This window comes from Alteromonas sp. 14N.309.X.WAT.G.H12, from assembly GCF_036697315.1.
Lineage (GTDB): Bacteria > Pseudomonadota > Gammaproteobacteria > Enterobacterales > Alteromonadaceae > Alteromonas.
This window is the reverse complement of the sequence record NZ_JBAHZB010000004.1, coordinates 98331-123955: the sequence shown is the minus strand read 5'-3', so window position 1 is coordinate 123955 and position 25625 is coordinate 98331. Positions and strand designations below refer to the sequence as shown.

The window sequence follows — 25625 nt, the reverse complement described above, 5'->3', positions numbered from 1 at the left end:
TTAGACAAATTGCATAATAGCTTAATGGGGGGCGCAATGCGTATCACAAGTAAAAATCCGTTCTTTGAGGTAAGTACGTGACTTTTCGCGATTTGGTGTTCGTGATTTGTGTAAAAATCTGAAAGAATACCCGAAAGGTTGCGGTCAGTTATGTATAGCAGCAATAAATTCAAGCTAATTGGAGGAGCACAGCCAATGGCATTTATTCAAAGGGCGCGTCATATATGAAGTACATTGCATCGTTGATGCTCGCATTTTTCTTTTTCCTGTCGGCAGACACAGCCTTCGCCCAACTTCCTAATGTTGCAACGGGTAGTTTCTTTGATCAGGAAGAACCGGATTATCTTCCCGTTGAAGAGGCGTTTAAGTTTGATTATGAACAACAGGGCAACAACCTAACCCTGCGGTTTTATATCGCTGACGGTTATTACCTTTATAAGCATCAGTTTAAAGTTGTTGGCAAAAACCTCACCGTAGAAACCCCGACGTACCCTCAGGGTGAAACCAAAATTGATGAATTTTTTGGCGAAACCCAGGTGTATTATCAATACGTTGCTTTTACCGTGCCCCTTAAAAACATCACCGACGACAGCGTATTAAAGGTCCGCTTCCAAGGCTGCGCCGATGCTGGGTTATGCTATCCCCCGGCCATACAAGCCATTTATCCGGTTCCAGTGGGCAGCGACGCAGCAGCCAATACCCCGTCTTCTGCCAATGTTGATGACAAGACTTCTGATACATTAGCAAAATCCCAACAATTCACCCTTGCCGACCGTCTGGCCAGCAAAGAAAACCTCGCCATCACCTTACTGCTGTTTCTCGCTTTAGGCATTGGTCTGGCATTTACGCCCTGCGTATTCCCCATGTACCCCATACTTTCTGGCATCGTATTAGGCCAGGGTCAAAGTTTAAGCCTGCGCAGAGCTTTTGTATTGAGCATGGTATACGTACAAGGCATGGCCATTACCTATTCTATTTTAGGGCTGGTAGTGGCGTCGGTGGGCGTGCAGTTCCAGGTTGCTTTGCAGCACCCTTATGTTCTGGGTGTGTTTATTTTACTCTTTATCGCTTTAGCACTCGCCATGTTTGGTGTGTATGAAATCCAATTGCCTGGTGCCTGGCAAAGCCGCCTTAGTCACCTGAGCAATACCCAAAAGCGGGGGAACATTGCTGGTGTATTTGTAATGGGTGCCCTCTCTGGCCTGATTGCCTCGCCTTGCACCACCGCGCCCCTAACCGGCATTTTGTTATTCATTGCCCAATCCGGCGATTTATTCTTAGGGTTTATATCCCTTTATATTCTAAGTATTGGTATGGGCATACCCCTTATTTTGTTTGGGATGAGCGGAGGAAAGCTACTCCCGAAAGCCGGCAACTGGATGAATACGGTTAAAATTAGTTTTGGCTTTATGATGCTGGCGGTGGCCTTGATATTTATTGAAAGGATCTGGATCTCCCCATACACCAACCTTTTATGGGCCGCCCTTGGGCTCGCGGCATTTTCTTACTATCACACCTTAAACCTGCCCACCCAGGCCACCTTTTTTAAAACGCTACGTACCCTTATTATCTTTTTGGGGCTATTTGCCAGTGCCATGGTGGGTTATCAAGCAGTTGCGCCGTTAATGTCGGTAAACTCAACGCCAACAAATACACAGGCCCACATGCCGACGCCTGACCATCCTCCTTTTACCAAAATAAACGATCTTGCTGATTTTAAGCACAAGCTGGCTGAAGCGAACGGGAAAGGGCAAACGGTGATGGTCGATTTATACGCCGATTGGTGTGTAGCGTGTAAAGAGTTTGAAAAGTACACTTTTAATGACGAACAGGTGATAAAAACATTGTCTGATACGGTGTGGATGCAAATCGATCTTACTGAAAATACGCCGTCGAATTTAGCGTTTCAGAAAACCTTTGATGTACTGGGTCTACCCACAATTTTGTTTTTCGACACCCAAGGTGAAGAAATAACCCATGCCCGGGTAACAGGGTTTATGACTGCTTCGGATTTTGCGACCCATGTGGATAAGGCTTTGACGCGCTGATTTTTCATACGCAAAAAAAACTTGTAGCCATTTCCCCTGATTAGACCAGTATTTTGCTGCGAAAACTCGCAAATACACTATACTTGCCCACTAAACTGACGGAACAACTCAGTTTGTGGTTAAAATTTCGTGCATACATACATTTTTTTTGTTGAAATGCTTTAAAGGCAATCATTTTAAGAAAGATAGCAGCAAGTTATGGAAATTTTATTGTTAAATGGCCCTAACCTGAATATGTTAGGCAAGCGTGAACCTGAGACGTATGGTCATCAGACACTTCAGGACATTGTGGATAATCTGGTACTCAAAGCCAATGCCGCAGGGGCAACGCTGAGTCATTTTCAATCAAACGCCGAGCACGAACTGGTCAACCGAATTCATGAAGCCATGGGGCAGGTTGATGTCATCATCATTAATCCTGCAGCCTTTACCCATACCAGCGTTGCCCTGCGAGATGCATTATTAAGTGTCAGCATTCCTTTTATTGAGGTGCACTTATCGAATGTTCATGCTCGCGAATCTTTCCGTCACCATTCTTACCTTTCTGACGTTGCAACCGGCGTTATCCTTGGCCTTGGAGCTATAGGATATGAGTTAGCGCTAACCGCAGCACTGAATTTAAAAAACTGAATTAATAACGAGAAATGACAATGGATATCAGAAAAATCAAAAAACTCATCGAATTAGTGGAAGAATCCGGTATTGCCGAACTGGAGATCACTGAAGGTGAAGAATCTGTACGCATACATCGCGGTCCATCTGGCACGCCTGCGCCAATGCAATACAGTGTGGCTGCGCCCGCGGCGCCTGTAGCTCCCCCTGCCGCACCAGCCGCAGAGCCAGCAGCCCCTGTTGACGATACACCTACCGGACACCAGGTAAAATCGCCAATGGTAGGTACTTTCTATCGCGCCTCGTCGCCCACTGCAAAATCATTTGTAGAAGTCGGCCAGTCTGTGAACGTGGGTGATACCTTGTGTATTATCGAAGCTATGAAGATGATGAACCAAATCGAAGCCGATAAAGCCGGTGTTGTAAAAGCGATTCTGGTTGAAAACCAAGAGCCAGTTGAGTTCGATCAGCCACTGTTCATCATCGAATAACCGGGCGGCTACTATGTTAGATAAAGTACTTATTGCTAACCGTGGAGAGATTGCACTACGTATTTTGCGTGCCTGTAAAGAATTAGGCATCAAAACCGTAGCTGTGCACTCTACCGCGGACAGAAATTTAAAACATGTACTGTTGGCAGATGAATCAATCTGTATCGGCGGTGCTTCGGCCACCGAAAGCTACCTTAATATTCCCCGTATTATTGCCGCAGCAGAAGTCACCAATTCCATTGCCATTCATCCGGGATACGGATTTTTGGCAGAGAATGCTGATTTTGCTGAAGCCGTGGAAAAAAGCGGCTTCGTTTTCGTCGGACCTAAAGCCGAAACCATTAACTTGATGGGCGACAAAGTCTCTGCCATCAATTCAATGAAAAAAGCCGGTGTACCTTGCGTACCTGGCTCTGATGGCCCACTTACCGACGATGAAGAACGCAACAAAAGTATCGCTAAACGCATTGGTTACCCCATAATCGTGAAAGCGGCAGGTGGCGGTGGTGGTCGCGGCATGCGTGTGGTTCGCAGTGAAAAAGAGCTGATTTCAGCCATTGCCACAACCCAAGCTGAAGCCGGAGCGGCCTTTGGTAACCCCACTGTATACATGGAGAAATTTCTTGAAAATCCTCGCCATGTAGAAATACAGGTTTTATCTGACGGTCAAGGCAATGCCATTCATTTAGGTGAGCGGGACTGCTCCATGCAACGCCGTCACCAAAAGGTGGTGGAAGAAGCGCCGGCTCCGGGTATCTCCGAGCAGATGCGTAACAAAATTGGCGATCGTTGCTGCAAAGCCTGTATCGAAATTGGTTATCGCGGGGCAGGTACCTTCGAATTCTTGTATGAAAACGGTGAGTTCTATTTCATTGAAATGAACACCCGTATTCAGGTTGAGCATCCGGTATCAGAAATGATCACTGGTGTTGACCTGATCAAAGAGCAGCTGCGTATTGCCGGCGGACAACCCCTGTCCGTTGATCAGTCTCAAGTACAAATTCGTGGCCATGCCATCGAATGTCGTATTAACGCAGAAGATCCGGAAACCTTCATTCCTAGCCCTGGAACAATAAACATGTTCCATTCACCGGGCGGTTTGGGCGTACGCTGGGAATCCCACATCTATGCGGGCTACACAGTGCCACCTTACTATGATTCTATGATCGGCAAACTCATCACCTATGGTGAAAGCCGTGACGAAGCCATAGCGCGTATGCGTCATGCCTTAGAAGAGATTGTAATAGAGGGCATTAAAACCAACATTCCGTTACAACGCCGTATTATGGCAGATGAAAACTTCTTCGCCGGAGGTACGAATATCCACTACCTCGAGAAGAAACTGGGCATGTCCTAGTTAGTATTCTGCATTAAATAAACACCCGCTTCGGCGGGTGTTTTTGTCTCTATACACCACGATTGGGATGGCGCTTTGTTCGAAAAAAGCGATTTGAATAATCAATTTTTACCGCTTTTTATGTTTAGGCCAGTGGCACTATAATCATCACATATTCAAACGGCGTTACAAACTAACGCTTAACGTCTCCCAGATTAGTTTGAATTTCCTCATAGCTGTTTCCTGCAGCTTGTGTGTTTCCTTCATGGAGCCCTACTCCATTGTGTTGTTTTTGCCAGCCTTATAGGCTGGCTTTTTTTTTACCTGAATTTTATCTGCATACCCTTTGGTAATAGACCGATACCAGCAGATTTAAGGCTGGGCGAGGAGTAGTGATTGTAAATCAATAAGTATAAGGGGAGTTCAGTTCGCAACGATTTCCCAGTGCTCGATTCGCCAATTATTGCGTTTGGCTTTTTCTATAACAATGGTGTCTGCATTAACCACAACTGCCTGATCCGCATACATTAGCAAAGGGAGATCATTCATCGAATCACTATACATGTTGGATAATGTGTGACTGTTTATCTGTCGTTTACATTGCCACTGCTGCAAACATTTGAGCTTTCCAGCACCAAAACTTAAGGGCTCTTTAACGCGTCGGGTGTATTTGTCACCTTGGGTTATGATGTCAATTCCAATAACATGGCTTATACCAAACAGCGAAGCAATTGGGCGAACCACCAGTGTGGGGCTCGCAGATATCAACAAAACCGTATCCCCCGCATTAAGGTGTGCTTTCACGCAAGCGAGTCCCTCCGGAAATACCCGCGGCCGCATAACAGTGTTTGCAAATTCTTCTGCAAGTGCAACAATTTCGACGACAGGTAAACCCGCTATGGGCGCAACCCAGTAACGCATGTATTCATGCATATTCATGTTGCCGGAATCATAATTTTGCATGATTTGTGCACACACATTCTCAGCGTCTTCTGCGCCTGGAAAGTTCCTCCGTTTCAAAAAGGTAAGCCATTCCTGTGCACAATCTGCGTCAATCAGTGTGCCGTCTAAGTCAAATACTACTAATGCAGATTGCGACATTTATTCCTCTTTATTCGGGTACTGCTACAAAGGGTGTTAAGCAGGTATTCGTCCTGCAAATTCAAGGGAACCTTTGGCTTCGCCGGGTAATGTTACTAAGAAATCGTAACGCCCGTTGGCGTCTACTGGGATCGATACCTGTGTGCCGACTGACAGGGCTTGTGTAAGGCGTTGTCCACGATTCATCGTTACTTCAAATGCAGTCTCTTTGGCAGTAACAAAGCAGCCCGTGGAGGAGATAGTAAGCGATAGTTTGCTGAAGATCTCTATCTGTGATTTTTCTATGCAAATGCGGCGGTGAAATCCCTCTGGTGCCATAATTTGAAGGTCGTATCCTTTATCTTGGCTTTGCCAAACATCAGCATGCTCACTATGTCGGGCAATAGTGTACCGTCTGGGAATAGCGTGTGTATCTAGCCTGTCGTAAACATGAAAAACCACCGTGCGGTCGTTCTGGTTGGCCAGCGTGAGTGATAATTTATCCTTTTTTTCCGCCATAGTAACCGCTGTCTGATAAAGGTTTTTACACTGTGGGCGCAGTCCTTTTTCCTGCTCTGGCCGGGTCGTTTGTTCCGGAATAACCGGCACAGTGCGGCCGGGAAGCTCACCGGCTAAACGGGCATCACCGCGGGGGTTCGGAAAAGCCGGTAAGACAGATTTATTGGGAGAGCTAAAATCGAAAGCACTCATAAAATCGCCACATACTGCTCGTCGCCAGGGCGAAATATTGGGCTCAGCAACGCCGAAGCGTTGTTCAAGAAAGCGGATCACTGAAGTATGATCCATAACATCCGAGCAGACATAGCCGCCCCGACTCCAAGGCGAAATTACATAAGCGGGCACCCGGGGACCAAGACCATAAGGGTTACCCATTAAGTCATCACGCTCCAGTTTTTTGTCGGCAATAGAAAAATGCAGATGATATTCACCATCAGTAGCAACCTGAGAGATGCCCGCAAAGCTACCGTCTGCCTTCATTGATGGAGGGGCTGGTGGCGGCATGTGATCGAAAAACCCATCATTTTCATCGAACATAATGAATAATGCGGTTTTAGACCACACATCGGGGTTCGCTGTCAAAGCGTCGAGTACGTCGGCAATGTAGGCTGCACCCTGCGCCGGGCTGGAGGGGCCCGGATGCTCAGAACCTTCTGCGGTTGCAATGATGTACGATACCTGGGGCAGTGAATCCTTGCGGGCATCTTCCCGTAATTTGTCCAGCCCGCGGGTAGTCAGTGCCCGTTTGGCTAATTCGGTGTCACTGTCGGGTGTGCCAACGAAGGAATCCTGAAAAGCTTTAAAGCCCACCAATGGGTTGTCTGTGAAGTTATCCGCCATGTCTTGATAAATGGTCCAGTCGATACCCGCTTCCTGCAGACGCTCAACGTAGGTTGTCCACAAATAGGCTTCAGGGTAGCCCCCCTTTTCCGGCATGTTGTCATGGGAGTTGCCAATTGCCGGGCCGCCTTGTGTGGCATTGCCATCATTGGTGCCCGACCATAAAAACAAACGGTTTGTGTTGGTGCCGGTTTGTGATGAACAGTGGTAAGCATCACACAACGTGAATGCTTCAGCCAAGGCAAACTGAAACGGTATATCGTCTCGTTCATAGTAGCCCATTGCATGTAGATATTTGGCGTCCGGCCAGTGGCTCATGCGGCCGTGATCCCAAGCGTCCTGGGCGTCAGGCCAAGAGTGCGGTGTGCCGTCTACGCGCATATGGGCAAAATTCTGTCGGGTATTTAACGGAAATGGTGCAATCCATTCAGGCCCTTCACGGGTGGTATTATGTTGTAGAAACACATCTCTGTTCTGTTGTTTTTCCGTCGTTTTTGCCGGCGCAGGATAAGGATCTGAAAAACCACGCACGCCACAGAAGGTACCAAAGTAATGATCAAATGACCGGTTCTCCTGCATCAGGATCACAACATGTTCCACATCGTTTATCGTGCCGGTTTTAACACTCGCCGGAATAGCACGCGCTCTGGCGATGGAAGGAAATGCAGCAAACAGCCCAGAAGCTCCGGCTGCAGCAAGAAACTGACGACGATTAATATCGGCCATTTGACACCTTAAATCTATTTTCGAAAAAACATTACCCATGGGGAGATTGGGGGAATAATAGCCGGGCGGTGTTACGATATGGTTTAACCGCCCGGTAAATACGCCAAATGATTAGAAATCAGCGCCCACTGTCAGCGTGACAGTACGTGGAGAGCCGGGATAAACACTATCAGTGCCGATACCCAGTATGTACTCACGATCCAGCAGATTGTTAACGTTCAGACGAACATGCACTTCCTTTATTTGTGGAGCTACGTTCATTAGGTCTAGACCGATATAGGCATCAACCACCTCGTAGGCAGGCGCTGTGGCCGAGTTTTCAAAGTTGATGTAACGATCGCCAATGTGGCGCAGCGATAAACCTGAGCTCATCAATTCGCCCATGTAATCCGCTGCCAGGGTGAAAAAGGTTTGTGGACCCCCATAAACCTGATTGCCGGCAACAATGCCTGAATCGGCATCAAGGCCTGCATCACCGGTACCTAAATATTCAGAGTCATCGAAAGTATACGAACCCGACAGGCGGATAGCGCCGGTTAGCTGATAAGACGCCAGCAACTCCACACCGCGGCTTTTCTGGCCACCCGCATTGATATAAGTGCCGTCGACTTCTTCCTTATAATCGATGCCTTCAAGCACTGTCGTGTCGAGTTCGATAATACGGTTGTCGAAGTTGATGTCGTAGAATGTGAGCGCAGCTTTGAAATCACGGTTATCGAAACGGAAACCCAGCTCAATGTTATCAGAGGTTTCAGGATCGATTGTGCCCAACTCGTTGTTCGACAAACCAGAATCGATAATACTTGGAGTAATCGACTTATAGTTTTCTGAATAGCCAGCAAACACTTCCAGACCTTCAAATGGCGTGGTGTAAGTGGCACCGACATACAGTAGCGGATCAGAAGTATTGTCTAGCTGACCTATGCGATCGTCGTTGTAGAAATGCTCCACCGTGGTATCCAGTTGAAATTGCTTCACACCCACACTGGCTGTTAACGGGCCAACTTCCAGATTTTCCTGAATGTAATACATCAGCTCTTTGGTGTTCGATTCGGTTTTATACTGCACCCAGTATGGTGTTTCACTGAATTCGATGCTGGTTTCAGGGTTGTTAATCAAATGCCATTGACGCGTCACATCAGCATCGTAGTTTTCGTACCAGAAACCGGCACGCAACGTGTGCGACACGTCACCTGTGGTGAAGGCGTAAGAGACATCACCGGTCAGGCCATAGCGACGATTAGAATAGTTTGATGTACGATAAGAGCTTACTGGCTCCACATTACCTTCGTAGCAGTTAGGATCCTGCGCAGCATCCAAACCAAAACGGCCTTCACAGCCATCAATTAGCGTGCCCTCTGTGGTGGTTCCCGCATTGACGTAGTAGATATCGTCGCCTTCGTAGTCGCCATAGAGGGTGTCACCAGACAACTCAGCTTCCAGCGTACCGTCGCCATCCACATCGGTCACATAAGGCGGGATCCAGTCGCCACGTCCATCCATACGGTGGAAATAAGCAGCGGTGTTAAAGGCGAAATCACCGAAATCCTTATCCAGTTTCAGGCTATAGAACTTGTTTTCACGCAGGGCGCGCCAGCCTTCACGGTTATTTTCGTCAAGACTGGGAATACCGGTCCAGTTGGAGTGAAGCGCGTCGTGACGAGGATTTTCGTAATACTGTTCAAGTGATACATACTCGTATTCATTTTCATTCGAATCATTGAACGTTGCAAATGCGGTGAGGTTGTAACCGTTGATTTCAGAAATCAGTTTACCGGTCAGATAGTCTTTCTCTGTGGTCGCAGCATTGTCCCATACGTCTTTGTTTTCAGCCGACGAGCCACTGATGAAGAAATACGTATTCTCCATAATTTCACCTGAATCGTAGCGAAAGCGATATTTGCTCGCATCCTGATCACCGGCCATGTAATACACGCTGATGTTTTCTTCCGTCATCGGGTCAGTGGTAATAAAGTTCAGCGTACCGCCGAGCGCTTCATTTGAGCGCGCGCTGATATCTGCAGTGCCTTGGCTCACTTCTACGGTTTCCAGATCGAATACGTCGATAAACTTGTTGGCTTTACTACCGCCGCCGTAGCCTGAACCACCGTTTGGCAGGCCATCCAGTGTGGTACCAATTTGACCATTGCTCGTATTGAAGCCGCGCATGCGGATGTTGGTCATCCAATCAGAAGAACCAAAAGTGTCAGCTTCCTGAACGATAACCCCGGGTAATTCCTGCACCACCGTGTTGACTGAGGCGTTAGCAGGACGGCGGGAAATCATGTCCATTGATACGGTATTAGAAGCAAAGGTCTGCTTCTGGCCAATAACCACAATCTTTTCAGTTTGTGATTTTTCTGTTTCTGTTTCCTGAGCAACGACGGCAGAACTTGCCATGGCCAGCATGAGGGGTGAAAGGGCAAAGCAGCAAAGCGTTTTCATTTCGTTTCCTTGTGAATAGTTTTACGTGTGATTTTTTGTTTGCGAGGACAATGCCCCCTTAAAGACCAGGTCAGCGTAGAGGTAAAATGTGACACTTTGTGTGAAATGATGTGACATTTTGTTGATTTATGTGGTTTTTGCTTGAGCGGTATCAGGATGTGGATATACTTAGTTGCACTAGAAAGCGAGGTATGAAGATGACAGACAGACAAACAGGGATCCTGGAATTAGTAGAATTACACCGCTCAATGTCGGTATCAGCACTCTCCAGACAGTTTGCGGTTTCTGAAGAAACTATCCGGCGTGATATTAAGCTGCTGGAGTCTGCCGGTCGGGTGGAAAAAATTCACGGCGGCGTGCGATTACCGGCTACGCAGCTAGAACCTCCTTACTGGCAGCGTGTGAATCGCAATGGCAAAGTTAAAAAAATAATTGGTCTTAAAGCGGCGGAGATGGTGGAAAATGGCATGACCATTTTCATCGACAATGGTACCACCAGTTTATGGATGGCAAAGGCCCTCACCACCACGAAAAACTTGACCGTGATCACCAATTCACTGGAGGTGGCGGGAGAAATCGCCGGTAAGCCGAACTGTAAGCTTATTGTTGTGGGCGGTGTCATTGATATGGATTACCGGGCTGCGTTCGGCATAGAAGCCATCATGCAGGCTCAGCGCTACGTTCCCGACTTGCTATTTCTCTCTGCCGGCGGCATTTGTGCAAACCACGGATGGATGGATTTCAATAGCGATGAAGCGGATTTTAAACGCGCACTGCTGTTGCTGGCAAAGCACAGTGTTGTGATAGCAGACGCCAGTAAATTTGATAGCGCTGGCACTGTGCAGTTTGCGTCGCTGGCGCAAATCGATACGTTGGTTTGTGAGCAAATGCCGGGGGATCCACTAAAAAGTGCACTGAATGAGGCTAATGTAACCGTTATCCAAGCAGATAATTGACGCGTTGCATAAATTGTTCATATTCGGCCGCTAACATGGCGCTCACAATTCGTTATCGAGTATCTCAACCATGTTATTGCAAAGCCTGAAGCGCTTAGACAAGGAACGTTTGCTTTTCATCATCAGTGCATCTTTAGCTGCCTTTTCAACTTACTTCTGTATGTATGCCTTTCGAAAGCCTTTTGCTGTAGCCAGCTATGAACAGGCTGAAGGCATACTCGGACTCGACTTCAAAAGTGCACTCATCATTGCACAGGTTTTGGGCTACGCCCTGTCGAAATTTATTGGTATCAAAGTCATTGCTGAAATGACAGCAGCAAACCGTAGTCGAGCCATTCTCATGCTAGTCATGACCTCGCAAATTGCGTTAGTTGCTTTTGCCCTGTTACCCCACAACGGCAAACTGGTGGCGCTGTTTTTTAACGGTTTGCCGCTAGGAATGATTTGGGGGCTGGTATTTAGCTTTCTGGAAGGGCGACGAACCACCGAAATCCTTGCTGCTATTTTGTCTGTGAGCTTTATTGTTTCTTCCGGGATTGTAAAATCGGTAGGTTTGTATCTCATGCTATACATGGATGTGAGTGAGTACTGGATGCCGGCAGCAACAGGCGCGTTCTTTACGCTGCCACTTTTTCTGTCAGTACGCTGGCTCGCTTCTACGCCGCCACCGTCAACGGGGGATATTATCGTGCGGCGCGCCCGCGAGCCTATGAATCGTAACGATCGGGTGGTATTCATTGGCCGTTACTTCAACGGATTGTTATGCCTTACAATTGCTTATATGTTGCTGTCTTCCTTACGGGATTTCAGTGATAACTTTGCTGCCGAAATCTGGCAACATTTGGGGTATGGTGATGCCCCCGGCATTTTTGCCCTATCTTCGGTATATGTTTCAGTTGTGGTTCTGGCGCTGTTGGGCGCAGTGATGTGGATAAAAAACCATTTTCGAGCGTTGATGGTTAATCATTTTATCGTTGTCACCGGGTTCGCGGGAATGGGCATAAGCTCGCTACTGTTTCAGTTGAACGCGATCTCGGGTCTTAGCTGGATGATTTGCCTCACAAGCTGCATCTATCTGGCTTATGTACCGTTTAACTGCATTATCTTTGAGCGTCTGGTGTCTCTCGCTACTGTGCGTGCTAACGCCGGGTTTCTGATCTACATAGCTGATGCTGCTGGCTACGCTGGCGGTGTAGCCATACTGTTATTTAAAAGCAGCTTTAACGGAGATATGAGCTGGATGCTCTTTCTCATTGATAGCGCCTATTTTGTATCGGTATCCGGAATGGTGCTAGTTGTTGTCGCAGCCGCATATTTTCGCCGTAAGTTTATTCGCTCGTCGGGATCTGCTCATCAAGAATTTCCACAACTTTCTTAAGCTGAATTTGAGAGGCCCGCAGTCGTAGGGTCATACCTTCTTTAAGCGGGATAAATAGCCACTTTATACCATCGAGCAATAGTCGGTAACTGGTTGTTAGCTTTAGCCTATTTCGCCACAACGTACTGGGTGTAAACACTTAAAGAATTAGACGCGCCCCTGAGTCATTTTTAATAGCTCAGCCGCCGCTTGTGCATCTGATAATGCGCGGTGGTGCTGCTCCATTGCTATATCAAAATGATGGGTTAAGGCAGCCAATGAGTAGGATGACAAGCCCGGGAAATGTTTGCGACTTTCTCGTACCGTACATAGCTTTGGACGACGATAACTTTGTTCAAGACGGGAAAATTCCTGTCGAACAAAACCATAATCAAAATTCACATTATGGGCCACGAAAACACAATCTTGGGTAAACCTATCGATGGTGTCAGCCACCTCGGCAAATACAGGCGCATCAGCCACCATAGCATTAGTGATGCCAGTTAAACGGGTAATCGCGGTAGGTATTGCTCGCTGCGGATTAATCAGCGATTGCCACTTATCTACCACTTCGCCGTTGACTAATTTCACCATGCCTATTTCGGTAATACGATGATATTGGCTATTTCCCCCAGTGGTTTCAATATCCACAACCACATAAGGCTGATTGGGATCCCGCACCCAGTTAACCTGGGTTATCTGCACGTCAAACCCCACCTGACGCAGTTTTTGAATAGTGACGAGTTGATTACGTCTTAACTGATCCCCCGGGGCTTTAATTTCTTCAAAGCGCAGGTGATCATTTTCCAATACCAAAATATCAGGAAACCCATCTTTGAATTGGGAAAAGTCTACTGCCATGGCCCGTAGCAAGGTGGTAATTTGCTCATGATCAGCATAAGTAAACAACGCATTTATGGGTGCCATAATACTTGGCCCCCAAATAAACAAACTGTTGCTCTGCCCGTAATAACGGGTCGCATTAGCCAATACATATTGATGCATTGATTTGTTATCAGCATAACAGCTAAACACCTTTTCAATATCGCTGACAAAGGTGGTGTAAAACCGATTGTCCTGAAGGCTTTTAGGGCGGCGATCAAATTCAGTTATGGGGCTGTCTTTTTCAAATAATATGGGCCAAAAAACCAGGGCAAACAAACTGCGCCAAAGGCGATTCTCTGTACGCCATGCGTTTATCCCGTGGCGCTTGTACCAGCCAATTACTCCCTGTTCCACGGCTTGATTCTGACTTTCGTCTAAATCCAGAACTCGCGTTGCACTACGCAACATGTCAGTGACCATACTGGTGCGCTTTTTATGGTATTTACGTAAGTAAAAGTCTTCAGCAAAGGCCAGCAAGGTATCAGAAGCGGGTGCATCTATAATGGCTTCCAGCTCCTGTTTTACGCTCGCTTTTTCACCGGCTTTGTAAGCTTCTCGGATCCATTTTTCTTGACAGCTATCACCCGGTGCCGATTTAAGAAAATCCAGCGCTAAAGGGTTATCAATCAACAACAAAGATACACCCAGTTTGTAGGCGTATTTTTCAGCTAAGCCCATGGCTCCGGGCGAATTAACCTCTGGTTGCGCTTCTTGCGCCTTAGCCAGGCGCTGATCATCGTCCAAATAATCAAGCTCTTCGATGCCCATTGCATAGTAAAAGGCCGCAGCCGCTTCCTGCTTATTCTCAAAATGGGTTTGCTCACCCACCGCCTGATTGCGAGTACGCATCACCCCCAAATCACGCATGGAAAACTGATTTAATCGACCTTTAATATTGCCAAAATACACAAACGTTAAGAATCGCAATACGCCATCAAATCGGCAATATAAATAATCATCCACAGACAAATCCGCCGGCCAACCGCTTTGTTCAATACAAGTGAATAGGGCATTGAGCAATGTCGCTTTTTTCACCCCGCGATCCACGGTGATCTGAGGATATCCGGTTAAGCAACGCAGAATATCTTCTTTTACTAACATGCCTGCCAGATCCCGCTTGGGCGCTTCTTTTATAGACCCAAACCAACCATCCGTAATGAGGGCATCGATTTGCTCTGCGGGCGAGGGGATCTCCTGATAATTAAAGTGAGTTCGGTTTATCACACCGTATTTTCTATTGGCCGCCCGAGCCACGATACACTGCTTGGGCTCAGGCAGCGCCCGAAAGGCATGAATAAAGGCCCAGCTTTCCGTATCGAGCAGCCCACCACTATTGCCCTCAAAGAAATTGAGAAACTCATGGAAGTGATCCAAATAGTATTTTTCAGGCAAAACTTTACGCATGATGATCTTCAAGATACTGTACTTTCAATCAGTGTACATTTATACAGCTAGCACAATCAAATTTAATTCAAGCAATCCACTTAGCACTTATCTTCGTAATCTAAAACACATAGTGATAATTGGGAGCAGCCATGAGTCTGACACGAACACTGTTGTTTCACTGTCCTTATTGCATGGAGCCTAACGAGGTAGAAGTAGATGAACTTAACGATATTGACGTGATGCAGATCATCGACTGTCAGGTTTGCTGTCAACCTATTGAGATGACAATTACCGGTGATCGCGACCATATGACAGCGCAGGTAAAACAAGAAAATGAATAGGTGCCCACCGCCCTCGGCAATGAAAAAGGTTAATCTACATCAATTAAATGGGGTTTGGATTTGGCACAAGGGCATTAGTAACGTATAAATACAGCATCAAAAACCTGCCTTCGGGCAGGTTTTTCACGTTTTAACACCTAGTGAAAAAAAATCATTATCGTTTACGATTAACAGGAGCATTTTTATGAGTCACTTTAACAGGCGCGATTTCATCAAGCTGTCGGGAACCACGCTCATTGGCATGACATTCGGTAGCATCGCATTAAAAGCCCAAGCGCAGGAAAAACTCACCACCGATGATCCTACGGCTAAGACCCTGAAATACACCACCAAATCGGAAGTGGCAGGTGCACAGTGCGCCAACTGCATGTACATTCAAGGCGATGCCAGTGCAGAAAACCGTCCTTGCGCCATCTTCCCTGGAAAACTCGTGAATGCCAATGGTTGGTGTAGCGCTTGGGTTAAACGTCCAGGCTAAACACAGCCAACCGCTCCGTTGGTCAACTCAGTGGACGCCCCGTCCACTGAGAAACAGACCGGTTTACAAGGCGTTATTGACGATGTTTTCCAGCGACTGAATATTACTTAGCAAATCACTTCGACTTGGGTTTTCCTTATAAACTTGCCTAAGTAATGCCAGCGCTTCTGAATAACTGCGTTGATTAATGGCGATTTGTGCTCGCCCTAACACGGCGCGGGTTTTGTATTCAGGAAGCGCTTCTGCCCGTAGGTAGTACATCTTTGCACGCTCATCCTTGTTCTGCTGACGAAGCAACCCCGCAATGGTGAGCAATGCATCACCGTTAGCCGGTGATGTTTTCAATGCTGCTAACAAATATTTCTGTGCATGGGTTGTCTGGTTTTTCGCCATGGCCAAGTTGGCTTTCATCACATTCAAATCGGCCTGGGCTTCGCTTGAAAATGCCCCGCTATGACCATCGCTTACCTCTATAAGCAGTGCCAAATTCTGCCAATCTTGATTGGCGGCCAGCCAGTTCCCAATGCTCAATATCGCTTCGGCACCGTCTTCACCGGACGCAAGCAGGCTATCGGCGTGGGCTTTTAATAAGGTAACCGCACGATGTGGACTACCGGAACGCACATGAAGTTTCGTTAACATCACCAGATTAGACACACCTTTCTCACCCAGATCTACCGCGGTTTCAAGGCTACTAATTGCACCGACTTCATCGCCGGCTTTCATGGCAATTTGGCTTCGCTGTAACCACAAACGTCGATTATCCGGTTGTGCGGCGAGCATTTCATCGGCCAAGGATCTGGCCTGCGGCAAGGCATCACTGGCAATCAACGCAAATAAAAGACCCTGTTTCCACTGATAATTATCAATATCCAGCATCATGGCATTTTGATAGGCGGCAATGGCACTGCGAGGCTTTTCCAACTGTAAGTTTAGATACCCAAGCTGCCCGTACATCTGGCTGTCTACCATACCTAATGTTAGGGCTTTTGCTAAATGCTCACGGGCATTTGCGTAATCCTGCTTAAGCATATAAATCATGCTTAATCCCCGTTCTGACACAGGCATTCCCGGGTTTTCTTTTAATGCAATTTGAAAATGTTTTTTCGCCTCGTCATAGTGCTTTGCGCCCAAAAACACCTGCCCCATCATTTCATGCAGCATGGGACTTACCTTTTCATGAGCGTCAGAAAATGCAGTAAAGGCGGTGATCACCGCCGGATAATTTTGCTCATCCAGATGCTTCTGTACTTGTCGGAAAAACTCGCCCTCTTCCCGATTCACCCGATTTCTTCCCGACTCGCCCATAGACGGCTTTAGCGTAAAGGACCAATCAGGCTCATCAAGACTAACGGTAACGTCAGCAAAGGAAGCCCCACTAAAGGGCGCTAAAAAGGCCAGTAACAATAAATATTTATGTTTTAATGTCTTCATCTTAAGCTTCAATCTCCACCGGCCAGATAAACCGGGCTCTAACCGCTTCATGGGCTTTATGGGGGGCAGTAAACTTGCTACTACGCACAAACCGGTGAATTTCTTTATTCAGTTCATGGTGCGGATTGTCCAGAATATTGATTAAGGTCACATCACCTTTCTCATCAATTAACACATCCAGCTTTACCACAACCCGATCAATACCCCGGCGCTTTAACTTTTTCGGAAAGTGTATTTTCAGCGGCGTTAATAAGGTGGGCTTGTCATCGAGCTCGCCCAGGCCGTATGCGTCCCAGTCAATTTCTGGCGCTTCCCACTGGGGTTGATTCATCACCACATTAGGCATATCCGGTTTATCAATGTCGATGGTGGGATCAATACGCATGTCCGCCATGGAGACGGCAGCACCAGCGCCCTCTACCTGCATATTCACATCCGCTTGTTCGGTGACTTGCTGACTTTGAGGCGGCGGCGGTGGTGGCGGCTGAGAGACGGCAATGTCTAATTTGCGTACCATCAGCGCTGGGCTGTTATCGGCAGACAACATATAGCCCAATGCCAATATTCCTAGCGATACACCCATTACGGCACCACTTAACAAGAAAGCTGATAACTGTTGTTTCATCATTTTTTCCTACATTTTCGCGGTGGCAATATTGACATCTACCGCTCCGGCAAGCTTAGCGGCATCAATCACTTCAACTAACAATTCCGTGGGTACCATTTTGTCCACCTGCAAGACCACAGGCCGGTCTTCTTTCACCAACAATTGTTCCACCGTGCCGCGTACGCCCGCTACGCCAATATTGGCGCCGTCGTACATCACCTCACCACTGCTGGTGATGGCAATAAGGATGGCCATTTGATCGAGTTTTTGTGCAGAAATAGCTTGGGGTTTGTCTACCTCTACGCCGGTTTCTTTCACAAATACCGTGGATACGATGAAAAAGATGAGCAAAATGAACACCACATCCAACAAAGGCGACATATCAATGGTTTGCATGGGCTGGGCTTCCAGCCTGCGCTGTAATCTACTGGCCATGTGGCAATGCCTCCGAGGGTTGATCTTGCAAGTGCCCTTTAACCCAGGTTAAACATAGCCACCCGGGAATGGCCATGACCAAACCAAGTTGCGTGGTAAAAAGGGCATCGGCAATACCCGCTGACACCACCTGGCTGTCGGCGCCTTCGGTCATCATGCCCGTGAAGCTGCCTTCCAGCCCCATAATGGTACCAAGCAGTCCCATCAAGGGTAATGCGCCAACCAATACCGATGGCAGCATTAACGGATTGGTGTCTTGATTCTGCGCCTGGATCTCAAAACGGTTTAAATACAACATCCAGATTTGCTGGAACGCAAACCAACCAAGGATCACCATCACCCAACACAATGGGTTACCAATAAATAGCATCATCATTAGCCTGCTCCTGCTGGCTGTGCAGCACCCATCAAACCATCATCCGTGCGACTTTGGGGGCTTTGTTCGCCAACATGGGGGTCTTCTGCACCATCGTCACCACTTAATACCAAGGCGAAGTTTTCTAAATCGGTGTAATACTGTCTGGCTTTGCGGCTTAACAAGGCATTTAGAATGAGTGCCGGTATGGCAACAATTAAACCTAACTCTGTGGTGACCAGGGCTTTGGCGATCCCGCCAGAAATCACTTCAGGATCACTAGAGCCAAATGACGTCATCATTCGAAAAGTCTCTATCATGCCGCTTACCGTACCTAGCAAACCAAGCAACGGGGCGACGGCGGCGGTTACGGCTATCGCATTGATCCACTTATCAAGTTGCTGTCTGTCTTGTTGCAACTGAACAAACAACTGATCATCCCGTTCCCGCACAGACGCCGCTTGTTTGGTAATTAACAACAGGCGAGCCTGCATCCCCTGGAACTGCTCCTGCGCCCCTTTGCCTGCCTGTAACAGCTTATCTAGCATCGCTTTAGAGCGTACCGGCACCACTTTGGGTAAACGCAGCAGTTGCACGGTTTTGATCACACCAATTGAGGTCGCGATGAAAGCAAAGAGTAAAATGGGCACCACCCAAATTCCTCCATTCACAATATGTTCAATGACGCCTTCTTTGGCAGACTCTCGGGTCAGTGCACGCCCTAAAGTAGGATCAAGTACTAGCTTATGGTTGCTATCGAGCATGGCCGAAGCATAGGCGCCAGATAACACACCACTGGCCTGAAGCCGTCCGGATACCTGTTCGGCTATCCCCACTTCATCCTGATATTTAAACCAGGTGACAGGCCCAATACTTAGCGCCTGGGCGTCGGCAATCTCGCCGTTATCCAACACTAAGGGGCTCGGCTTCCAATCAGGCAATGACACAGTACGCTCTGCCGCATTGATCACCGCAGACATTTTATCCACCGTCGCCATGGCATTCACATCTGTAAAACTCATGCCCTGTTGTTGTAAGAAGCGATTGAGTAAATTCTGTTGATAGGTTTGCTGTTCTTTCCATTCGGCAAGTCGGGTTTCGAGTTTACTTAAGCTCAGGGTTTTCTCATCGGCAAGGCGTCTAGCCACGGCGGTTTTTTCGCGCAACGCCAACACGTCGTTTTCTAACTGACGTAATGTGGCCGATAAGGATACACGGGCTTTCACAATACGGTTTTCACTACGAGTTAAATTCTGTTTTGCCGTTTCAATTTTGTTCAGCATTGCCTGTTGCTGTGCCATTGAAGACATGGGGAATATAACTAGGGCAACACAAACTAATACACTGGATAATTTCATATTAATGACCTCCTCCAGATACCTGATTTTGCGTTTCAAATGGCAAAGGTAGTGCAATAAATGCAGGTTGTTGACGACGTTCAAAAACAGCAAGGGCCTGATTAATTGCTCCACCATCGGCGTCAGCATCAAAATGCCATTCCCATTTACCGTTGATAGGATATCCGGTACCCGCCACGCTACCATCGTTGTTGGCAAACCATGCCAGCTGACTTCCCAAATATAATTGTTTAACAACGATATCTTTGCCTTCGGGCGTAGTAAGTACTTCTTCATTTACCGTTAGCTTGGTATCGAATTGAGATAAGCGTGATAATTTAGCCAGCGCCACCTGCAGTATTTTTGACGGGTTTTCACTGTCCTCACCGGTTAGCGCGCCATCTTCTTTATCCCAGTTAGCCTGGAGGGGAGGCGGTAAACTGTCGTACAAGCTGTTCACTCTGGAGACCAAAGACGCCAATGCGTTCGCCACATCTTCTTGCTGGCTTTCCAGCGCATTTTGTTCGGCCAGCAGTGCATTGCGACGGGCTTCTACGTCATCTTGCGAATCGGTGCTTTTTGCCAAAATAGCCTGCAACTGTGCCTTTTCTTTTTTCAGCAATTCTATGCGTTGACGAACAATGGGCTCCTGCTCTTGCCAGTCGAGGACCAGCTTTCGCTCCTGAGCTTCAATTTGTAACCATTCACGGGTTAAATTATCAACCTCATCGGTGACAGCTGCCTGTACGGGAGGTATGACAGCGATGGTCGCTAACAGCCACACCGCAGCACAACCCCATTGTATTTTTTTCATCTATGTCTTTCCTTCCACTACAAAAATCCGACGGGCCACAAAATGTGGCCCGTCAGTGAGCCTTATCAGAAGTGATAGGTTGCCGACAGCAACCAACTACGTCCCGGCTCGTTGTACGTATTCGCACCTGCGTTTGTTTGGGTCCCTTCCCGATAAATGTCTTTATCCAATACGTTTTTAACCGATAGGGTTAAATCAATATTTTGATAGGTATAAACACTGTTTAAATTAACAATGGTATAAGCCTCTCTCGGTTCAGGATTTTCAATCACAGCCCCGCTACTGGTGCTCAAGCTAGGGCTATCGGTTTCACCATAATGCTGGGCGCTGGCCACCAGTTCCCAGTCTTTATTTACCTGCCAAGAAAGCAGGGTATTGATGGTGTAATCCGGCACAATTGATAATGGCTGCCCCGTTGTTTTATCTTCAGATTCCAACATAACGGTGGCATTGGTTACCCACTCCAGATTGTCAGCAACGGGCACGGTTAATGTACCTTCCAGCCCCTCAACAATAGCTTTGGGCGTATTAGTCCAGCGAAACACTTGCACAAGATCACCGTCCTCGGTGCCTTCCAGTACTAACTCTGGCGCATAGTTTCCGGTCACAATTTTGTCTTTATAATCGTTATGGAAATAGGTAATGCCGGCATTTAAGCCATTATCAGGCGCATAATTAATCCCAATTTCTTTATTCACCGAGGTTTCATGTTCTAAGTCGGGGTTACCCAAAATGTTGCAGCCACCGCCTAAACTTGGGTAGTCCACCGGACAACCATTTCCTCGGGTGGTATACACATAGTTGGGATTCAGCTGATACAGATTGGGCGCTTTAAATGCGCGACTAATACCCGCTTGCACTGTCACATTGGGCGTCACTTGCCAACTGGTATTTAGGCTTGGGGAAACATTGGTTCCGGCTTCACTATGATTATCAATACGTAATCCTGGCGTTACCATGATGCTGTTGGTCAGCATGATATTGTCTTCAATATACACGCCGAACAGCTCTGAACTGGAGTGGGGATCCCTATTTTCTGGGTCAATATCAGTGCCATCAATGACAACCCCATCTCCCACGTTAATGCCCCCTTGCAGGGAAGAGGGATCGTCCATTCTTTCGCCGCGAAACTCACCACCAAGGGTTAGGGTTTGAGTTTTCCCAAACCATTCTACCGGAATGTTCCACTCTGATTTTGCGGTGACATTACGTAACGTAATCGTCACCATCTCGCCATCTTCGGTATTAAAGACGCCCTCACCACCACCGGCCAGACCTTCACTTAAACGCGTATTGTCGGTTTCTTCATACTGAATATATGAAAAGGAATCACCAAACTCGAAGTTACCATAGTGTGTCGCCGACAAGGTCTTGCGGCGCAATACATTGGTTTCCTGGCCAATATAAAGTTGTGTATTGGCGTTATCTACGCCTTGGAAGGCATTGTCACCGGCGTATTCATTACCTTGACGACTGTACGCCGCTTCCAGCTCCCACATGTTTACTTCGTTTTGGTCAAAGCGAAGTAACGAGCGTACATCGATATTTTCCACACCTTCTGAACCCGCAGCCACATTACTGCCTTCAACGGTATGCTCGCGGTTTAATTCAGGGGAATCCCCTTCCTGATCGTTGTAATTGAGTATAGTGCGATGTGAGAAACGTTCAGACAACGGGCCACTTAGTACGATATCCGCCCGTTTATTACCCCCTTCCAGGGAATTTTCCGGAATTTCTGTTTGCAGTGTAATAGTACCCGATGCTTCATCCGGTTTTTTGGTAATAATATTGATCACACCACCGGAGGCACCTGAGCCATAACGGGCTGCCGCAGGGCCGCGAATAACTTCAATGCTCTCAATGGCTTCTGGTGGAACCCAGTTGCTGTCGCCGCGGGTATTGCGTTCGCCGGAGCGTCCCATTTTCACGCTGTTACGAGAAAGTACCGGCTTGCCGTCAATCAGAATCAGGGTATTTTCAGGTCCCATGCCCCGAATATCGATCTGCCGATTGTTACCGTACTGGCCCGTACTGGAGTTCCCGGATAAGTTAATTCCCGGCATGGTTTTAACGAGTTCTGCAATATCGTTAGTCACAGGACGGCGTCTAAAATCCTCTGCGGTAATAACAGAGACGCCCTGGGCTTGTTTCAATTCTTGAGATGCGGCTTGGACTACCGTCATGTCCAGCATTTCCAATTCATCATCTGACTGAGTTTGCGCCATTACATTAGCAGCCAACCCAGGAAATAAAGCAGAAACCATTACAATCTTACCTAAATCAGGCATGTTTTTTCCTTGGTATTCGTGTGTTTTTAATTTGAAATGTACGGTCGAAAAGAATGGCGTAATGGGGGAACGCTCTTATTTTTGGCTAATTTAAACACATACCTCAATGAGAATCATTATCATTGTTAATGAATTTTTTTCAAGTATCTTTTTAGAAAAAATGAACAATAAGAGGGACACAGGGGAATAATCTGTTTACAAGAACGCCAATACACCCTTGCAAAAGGATAGACGTTTCCAGTGCAAGATTTTCCCATCAAGTAACCAGCAAGGATGTTTAAACCAATAACCGTGAACTAGAATGGGCTTTATCGTCTTTCACTGGTAAAATACGCCCCTAAAAGCAGACACATCAGCAATAATCATCGCGCTCAAGGGTTAACATGTCTTGGATACAGCTAAAAATCGACTCTAATTCGGAACAGGCAGAACAAATCGGCACCATGCTCAGTGCCAACGGTGCGCAGGCCGTCACCTTTGTTGATGCGCAAGATACCCCCATGTATGAGCCTAAACCGGGAGAAACCCTGCTTTGGCCAGACACCCAGGTGGTCGGGCTATTTGACGCTGCCGACGACATGAAAAGCGTGATCAAAAGACTAGAAAAATCCAAAATACTGGGCCCAGGTTTTAAATACAAGCTCGATCAACTGGAAGACAAAGACTGGGAACGGGAATGGATGGACAATTTCCACCCTATGCAATTTGGCCAGCGACTTTGGATCTGTCCAAGCTGGCGAGATGTGCCGGATCCAACGGCGGTGAATGTAATGCTCGACCCCGGTCTCGCCTTCGGTACCGGAACCCATCCCACCACCGCATTATGTCTCAAATGGCTTGATGCATTAGATTTAACCGATAAAACTGTGGTGGATTTTGGCTGTGGTTCCGGCATTCTGGCCTTAGCCGCCCTAAAACTCGGTGCCAAAGAAGTGATTGGTATTGATATCGATCCGCAGGCGTTGCAAGCCTCGATGGAAAACGCCCGGCGCAATGGGGTAGAAAGCCGTCTCAGCGTGTATTTACCCGAAGATCAACCCGCGCTGGAAGCCGACATTGTGATGGCAAATATACTCAGTGGCCCCCTTATTGAATTAAAATCAGTCATTAGTGCCTATTGCAAGGTAGGTGGAAAGCTCGTTTTATCTGGTATTTTAAAAGAACAGATAGAAAAAATTGAATCGGCCTATGGCGATGCTTTCACCTTGGACAAGAGTGCCACAGAAGGGGATTGGGCCCGGGTCAGTGGAACAAGAACCTACTGAAAATATTCATAAAAATGTAAGACTACTGACAAAAAAATGCCTTTTTTTTCTATCCCTATTTACCCAATAACTCGATGGCTCACGCAAATCTTCTTTTTCCTGTCAAGAGCCCAGACACAAATTTTGTGCGATTTTTAGCCTTTTCAAGGCTTGTGAAAACACGTAAACTTAGCGCCCCGTTTTGGCCCGGTGTATAAAATCTGCGCAGCGGTTGATGGTATATTATGCGAATTGGTCCTCACAGACTTAAGAACAATTTGATGCTCGCGCCTATGGCGGGCGTGACAGACAGGCCCTTTCGACAGTTATGTCGACGTATGGGGGCAGGCTTGGTTGTTTCGGAAATGCTGTCGAGTAATCCAAGGGTATGGAAGTCAGTGAAATCGATGCAACGCATGGATCACACTGGTGAAGAAGGTATTCGTTCCGTACAGATCGCAGGCGCAGATCCTGAGTTAATGGCTCAGGCGGCGCAATTTAATGTGGGTAACGGTGCGCAAATCATCGATATCAACATGGGTTGCCCGGCCAAAAAGGTGAATAAAAAGTTAGCTGGCTCCGCTTTACTACAGTTTCCGAAACTTGTTGAAAGCATTGTCCGAGCGGTAGTAGATGCGGTGGATGTGCCAGTCACCCTGAAAATCAGGACAGGGTGGAATACTGAAAATCGTAACGGGGCAGAAATTGCCCGCATTGCGGAACAAAACGGCATACAGTCATTAGCGGTTCATGGCAGAACGCGAGCCTGTATGTATCGGGGAAATGCCGAATATGACACGATCAAAGCCATTAAACAGGCCGTGTCTATTCCTGTCATAGCCAATGGCGACATTAACTCCCCGGAAAAAGCACGTACCGTGCTCGAGTATACCGGTGCAGACGGGATCATGATTGGTCGTGGCGCACAGGGAAATCCCTGGATTTTTAAACAAATTCAGCATTTCCTTGAGACAGGTGAGAACCTGCCTTCGCCATCGTTGTCTGAACAGCATGCGGTACTCCACGAGCACGTCAGTAATGTGCATGCCTTTTACGGCGACATTATGGGCGTGAGAATCGCGCGTAAGCACGTAGGGTGGTATCTCGCGGAGCACGACAAGGAAAATCAGTTCCGCCGAACGTTCAATGGTCTTGAGCAAGCTGAATTACAGCTTGAAGCCCTTGATGACTATTTTCAATCGCTGCTAATCAGAGATAAGCGACAAATCTCGCCAGCAGCATAGTAATGACTAACTAAGAGCAAGAAAGTATTATGTTCGATCAAAATGTGACTTCACCTTTCACCACGACAGTAACCACTCCTTCACAAACACAGGCACAGAAACCTCTGCGTGATTCAGTAAAGCAAGCGGTTAATAAATACCTTAAGCAACTGGATAACGCTAATATCGATAATTTGTACGAACTTGTTCTGGCTGAAGTAGAAGCCCCTTTACTTGAAGAAGTAATGACTTACACTCGTGGTAACCAAACTCGTGCAGCCATCATGATGGGAATCAACCGTGGTACACTGCGCAAAAAACTGAAGCAGTACGGCATGAACTAAGATTTACGGGCCTAGCCCAATTTAAAGAGCACCAAACGGTGCTC

22 protein-coding genes are annotated in these 25625 nt (G+C 47.2%); 11 read left to right on the top strand and 11 right to left on the bottom strand.

Features of this window, described 5'->3' with window-relative positions; translation table 11 throughout:
- Positions 1-224 precede the first annotated feature (224 nt).
- The 4 genes from V5298_RS03655 to accC all read left to right on the top strand — a co-directional run bounded on the left by V5298_RS03655 (position 225) and on the right by accC (position 4508).
- Positions 225-2048, top strand: a complete 1824-nt coding sequence (locus V5298_RS03655; RefSeq protein ID WP_332930114.1) for a protein-disulfide reductase DsbD — start codon at positions 225-227, stop codon at positions 2046-2048.
- 198 nt (positions 2049-2246) lie between these two features.
- A complete protein-coding gene (gene aroQ, locus V5298_RS03650) occupies positions 2247-2678 on the top strand; it encodes a type II 3-dehydroquinate dehydratase (protein ID WP_332930113.1) in 432 nt (143 codons plus the stop codon).
- A gap of 20 nt (positions 2679-2698) precedes the next feature.
- The gene (accB, locus tag V5298_RS03645; protein ID WP_332930112.1) at positions 2699-3151 is read left to right on the top strand and encodes an acetyl-CoA carboxylase biotin carboxyl carrier protein; all 453 of its coding nucleotides are present in this window, start codon (positions 2699-2701) and stop codon (positions 3149-3151) included.
- A gap of 13 nt (positions 3152-3164) precedes the next feature.
- On the top strand, positions 3165-4508 hold the full coding sequence (gene accC / locus V5298_RS03640) for an acetyl-CoA carboxylase biotin carboxylase subunit (protein ID WP_332930111.1): 1344 nt from the start codon (positions 3165-3167) through the stop codon (positions 4506-4508).
- Positions 4509-4910: 402 nt separating this feature from the next.
- On the opposite strand, the gene V5298_RS03635 is transcribed toward accC, so the two are convergent.
- From V5298_RS03635 to V5298_RS03625, 3 genes are all read right to left on the bottom strand, one after another.
- The gene (locus V5298_RS03635; protein ID WP_332930110.1) at positions 4911-5588 is read right to left on the bottom strand and encodes an HAD family hydrolase; all 678 of its coding nucleotides are present in this window, start codon (positions 5586-5588) and stop codon (positions 4911-4913) included.
- Positions 5589-5624: 36 nt separating this feature from the next.
- The gene (locus V5298_RS03630) at positions 5625-7652 is read right to left on the bottom strand and encodes a phosphocholine-specific phospholipase C (protein ID WP_332930109.1); all 2028 of its coding nucleotides are present in this window, start codon (positions 7650-7652) and stop codon (positions 5625-5627) included.
- Between the two features lie 111 nt (positions 7653-7763).
- Positions 7764-10097 carry a TonB-dependent receptor gene (locus tag V5298_RS03625; protein WP_332930108.1) on the bottom strand — a complete coding sequence of 778 codons (2334 nt, stop codon included), beginning with the start codon at positions 10095-10097 and terminating at the stop codon, positions 7764-7766.
- A gap of 197 nt (positions 10098-10294) precedes the next feature.
- Between V5298_RS03625 and V5298_RS03620 the strand changes: the two genes are divergently transcribed.
- Positions 10295-11053 carry a DeoR/GlpR family DNA-binding transcription regulator gene (locus V5298_RS03620; protein ID WP_332930107.1) on the top strand — a complete coding sequence of 253 codons (759 nt, stop codon included), beginning with the start codon at positions 10295-10297 and terminating at the stop codon, positions 11051-11053.
- Between the two features lie 70 nt (positions 11054-11123).
- A complete protein-coding gene (locus V5298_RS03615; protein ID WP_332930106.1) occupies positions 11124-12431 on the top strand; it encodes a DUF5690 family protein in 1308 nt (435 codons plus the stop codon).
- 147 nt (positions 12432-12578) lie between these two features.
- Here V5298_RS03615 and V5298_RS03610 read toward each other — a convergent pair whose 3' ends face one another.
- Entirely contained in the window at positions 12579-14699 is a 2121-nt protein-coding gene (locus tag V5298_RS03610; RefSeq protein WP_332930105.1) for an exonuclease domain-containing protein, read from the bottom strand.
- Positions 14700-14830: 131 nt separating this feature from the next.
- Here V5298_RS03610 and V5298_RS03605 point away from each other — a divergent pair, with 131 nt between their 5' ends.
- Positions 14831-15022, top strand: a complete 192-nt coding sequence (locus V5298_RS03605; protein WP_332930104.1) for a CPXCG motif-containing cysteine-rich protein — start codon at positions 14831-14833, stop codon at positions 15020-15022.
- A gap of 184 nt (positions 15023-15206) precedes the next feature.
- Positions 15207-15500: a high-potential iron-sulfur protein gene (locus tag V5298_RS03600; protein WP_332930103.1), complete on the top strand. Its 294-nt coding sequence runs from the start codon at positions 15207-15209 to the stop codon at positions 15498-15500.
- Between the two features lie 63 nt (positions 15501-15563).
- Here V5298_RS03600 and V5298_RS03595 read toward each other — a convergent pair whose 3' ends face one another.
- The 7 genes from V5298_RS03595 to V5298_RS03565 all read right to left on the bottom strand — a co-directional run bounded on the left by V5298_RS03595 (position 15564) and on the right by V5298_RS03565 (position 22770).
- Positions 15564-16934, bottom strand: coding sequence for a tetratricopeptide repeat protein (locus V5298_RS03595; protein WP_332930102.1), 1371 nt, complete (start codon positions 16932-16934; stop codon positions 15564-15566).
- Position 16935: 1 nt separating this feature from the next.
- The gene (locus V5298_RS03590; protein ID WP_332930101.1) at positions 16936-17562 is read right to left on the bottom strand and encodes an energy transducer TonB; all 627 of its coding nucleotides are present in this window, start codon (positions 17560-17562) and stop codon (positions 16936-16938) included.
- Positions 17563-17568: 6 nt separating this feature from the next.
- On the bottom strand, positions 17569-17976 hold the full coding sequence (locus V5298_RS03585) for a biopolymer transporter ExbD (RefSeq protein WP_332930100.1): 408 nt from the start codon (positions 17974-17976) through the stop codon (positions 17569-17571).
- The gene (locus V5298_RS03580) at positions 17966-18352 is read right to left on the bottom strand and encodes a MotA/TolQ/ExbB proton channel family protein (RefSeq protein WP_332930099.1); all 387 of its coding nucleotides are present in this window, start codon (positions 18350-18352) and stop codon (positions 17966-17968) included. The genes V5298_RS03585 and V5298_RS03580 overlap by 11 nt, the downstream gene beginning before the upstream one ends.
- On the bottom strand, positions 18352-19689 hold the full coding sequence (locus V5298_RS03575; RefSeq protein WP_332930098.1) for a MotA/TolQ/ExbB proton channel family protein: 1338 nt from the start codon (positions 19687-19689) through the stop codon (positions 18352-18354). The genes V5298_RS03580 and V5298_RS03575 overlap by 1 nt, the downstream gene beginning before the upstream one ends.
- 1 nt (position 19690) lies before the next feature.
- The gene (locus V5298_RS03570; protein ID WP_332930097.1) at positions 19691-20482 is read right to left on the bottom strand and encodes a DUF3450 family protein; all 792 of its coding nucleotides are present in this window, start codon (positions 20480-20482) and stop codon (positions 19691-19693) included.
- Between the two features lie 65 nt (positions 20483-20547).
- The gene (locus V5298_RS03565) at positions 20548-22770 is read right to left on the bottom strand and encodes a FepA family TonB-dependent siderophore receptor (RefSeq protein WP_332930096.1); all 2223 of its coding nucleotides are present in this window, start codon (positions 22768-22770) and stop codon (positions 20548-20550) included.
- Positions 22771-23153: 383 nt separating this feature from the next.
- Between V5298_RS03565 and prmA the strand changes: the two genes are divergently transcribed.
- From prmA to fis, 3 genes are all read left to right on the top strand, one after another.
- Positions 23154-24035 carry a 50S ribosomal protein L11 methyltransferase gene (prmA, locus tag V5298_RS03560; protein ID WP_332930095.1) on the top strand — a complete coding sequence of 294 codons (882 nt, stop codon included), beginning with the start codon at positions 23154-23156 and terminating at the stop codon, positions 24033-24035.
- 224 nt (positions 24036-24259) lie between these two features.
- Complete coding sequence (dusB, locus tag V5298_RS03555) at positions 24260-25258, top strand: tRNA dihydrouridine synthase DusB (RefSeq protein ID WP_332930093.1); 999 nt, start codon at positions 24260-24262, stop codon at positions 25256-25258.
- A 29-nt stretch (positions 25259-25287) separates the two neighbouring features.
- On the top strand, positions 25288-25581 hold the full coding sequence (fis, locus tag V5298_RS03550) for a DNA-binding transcriptional regulator Fis (RefSeq protein ID WP_018982332.1): 294 nt from the start codon (positions 25288-25290) through the stop codon (positions 25579-25581).
- Positions 25582-25625: the final 44 nt, after the last annotated feature.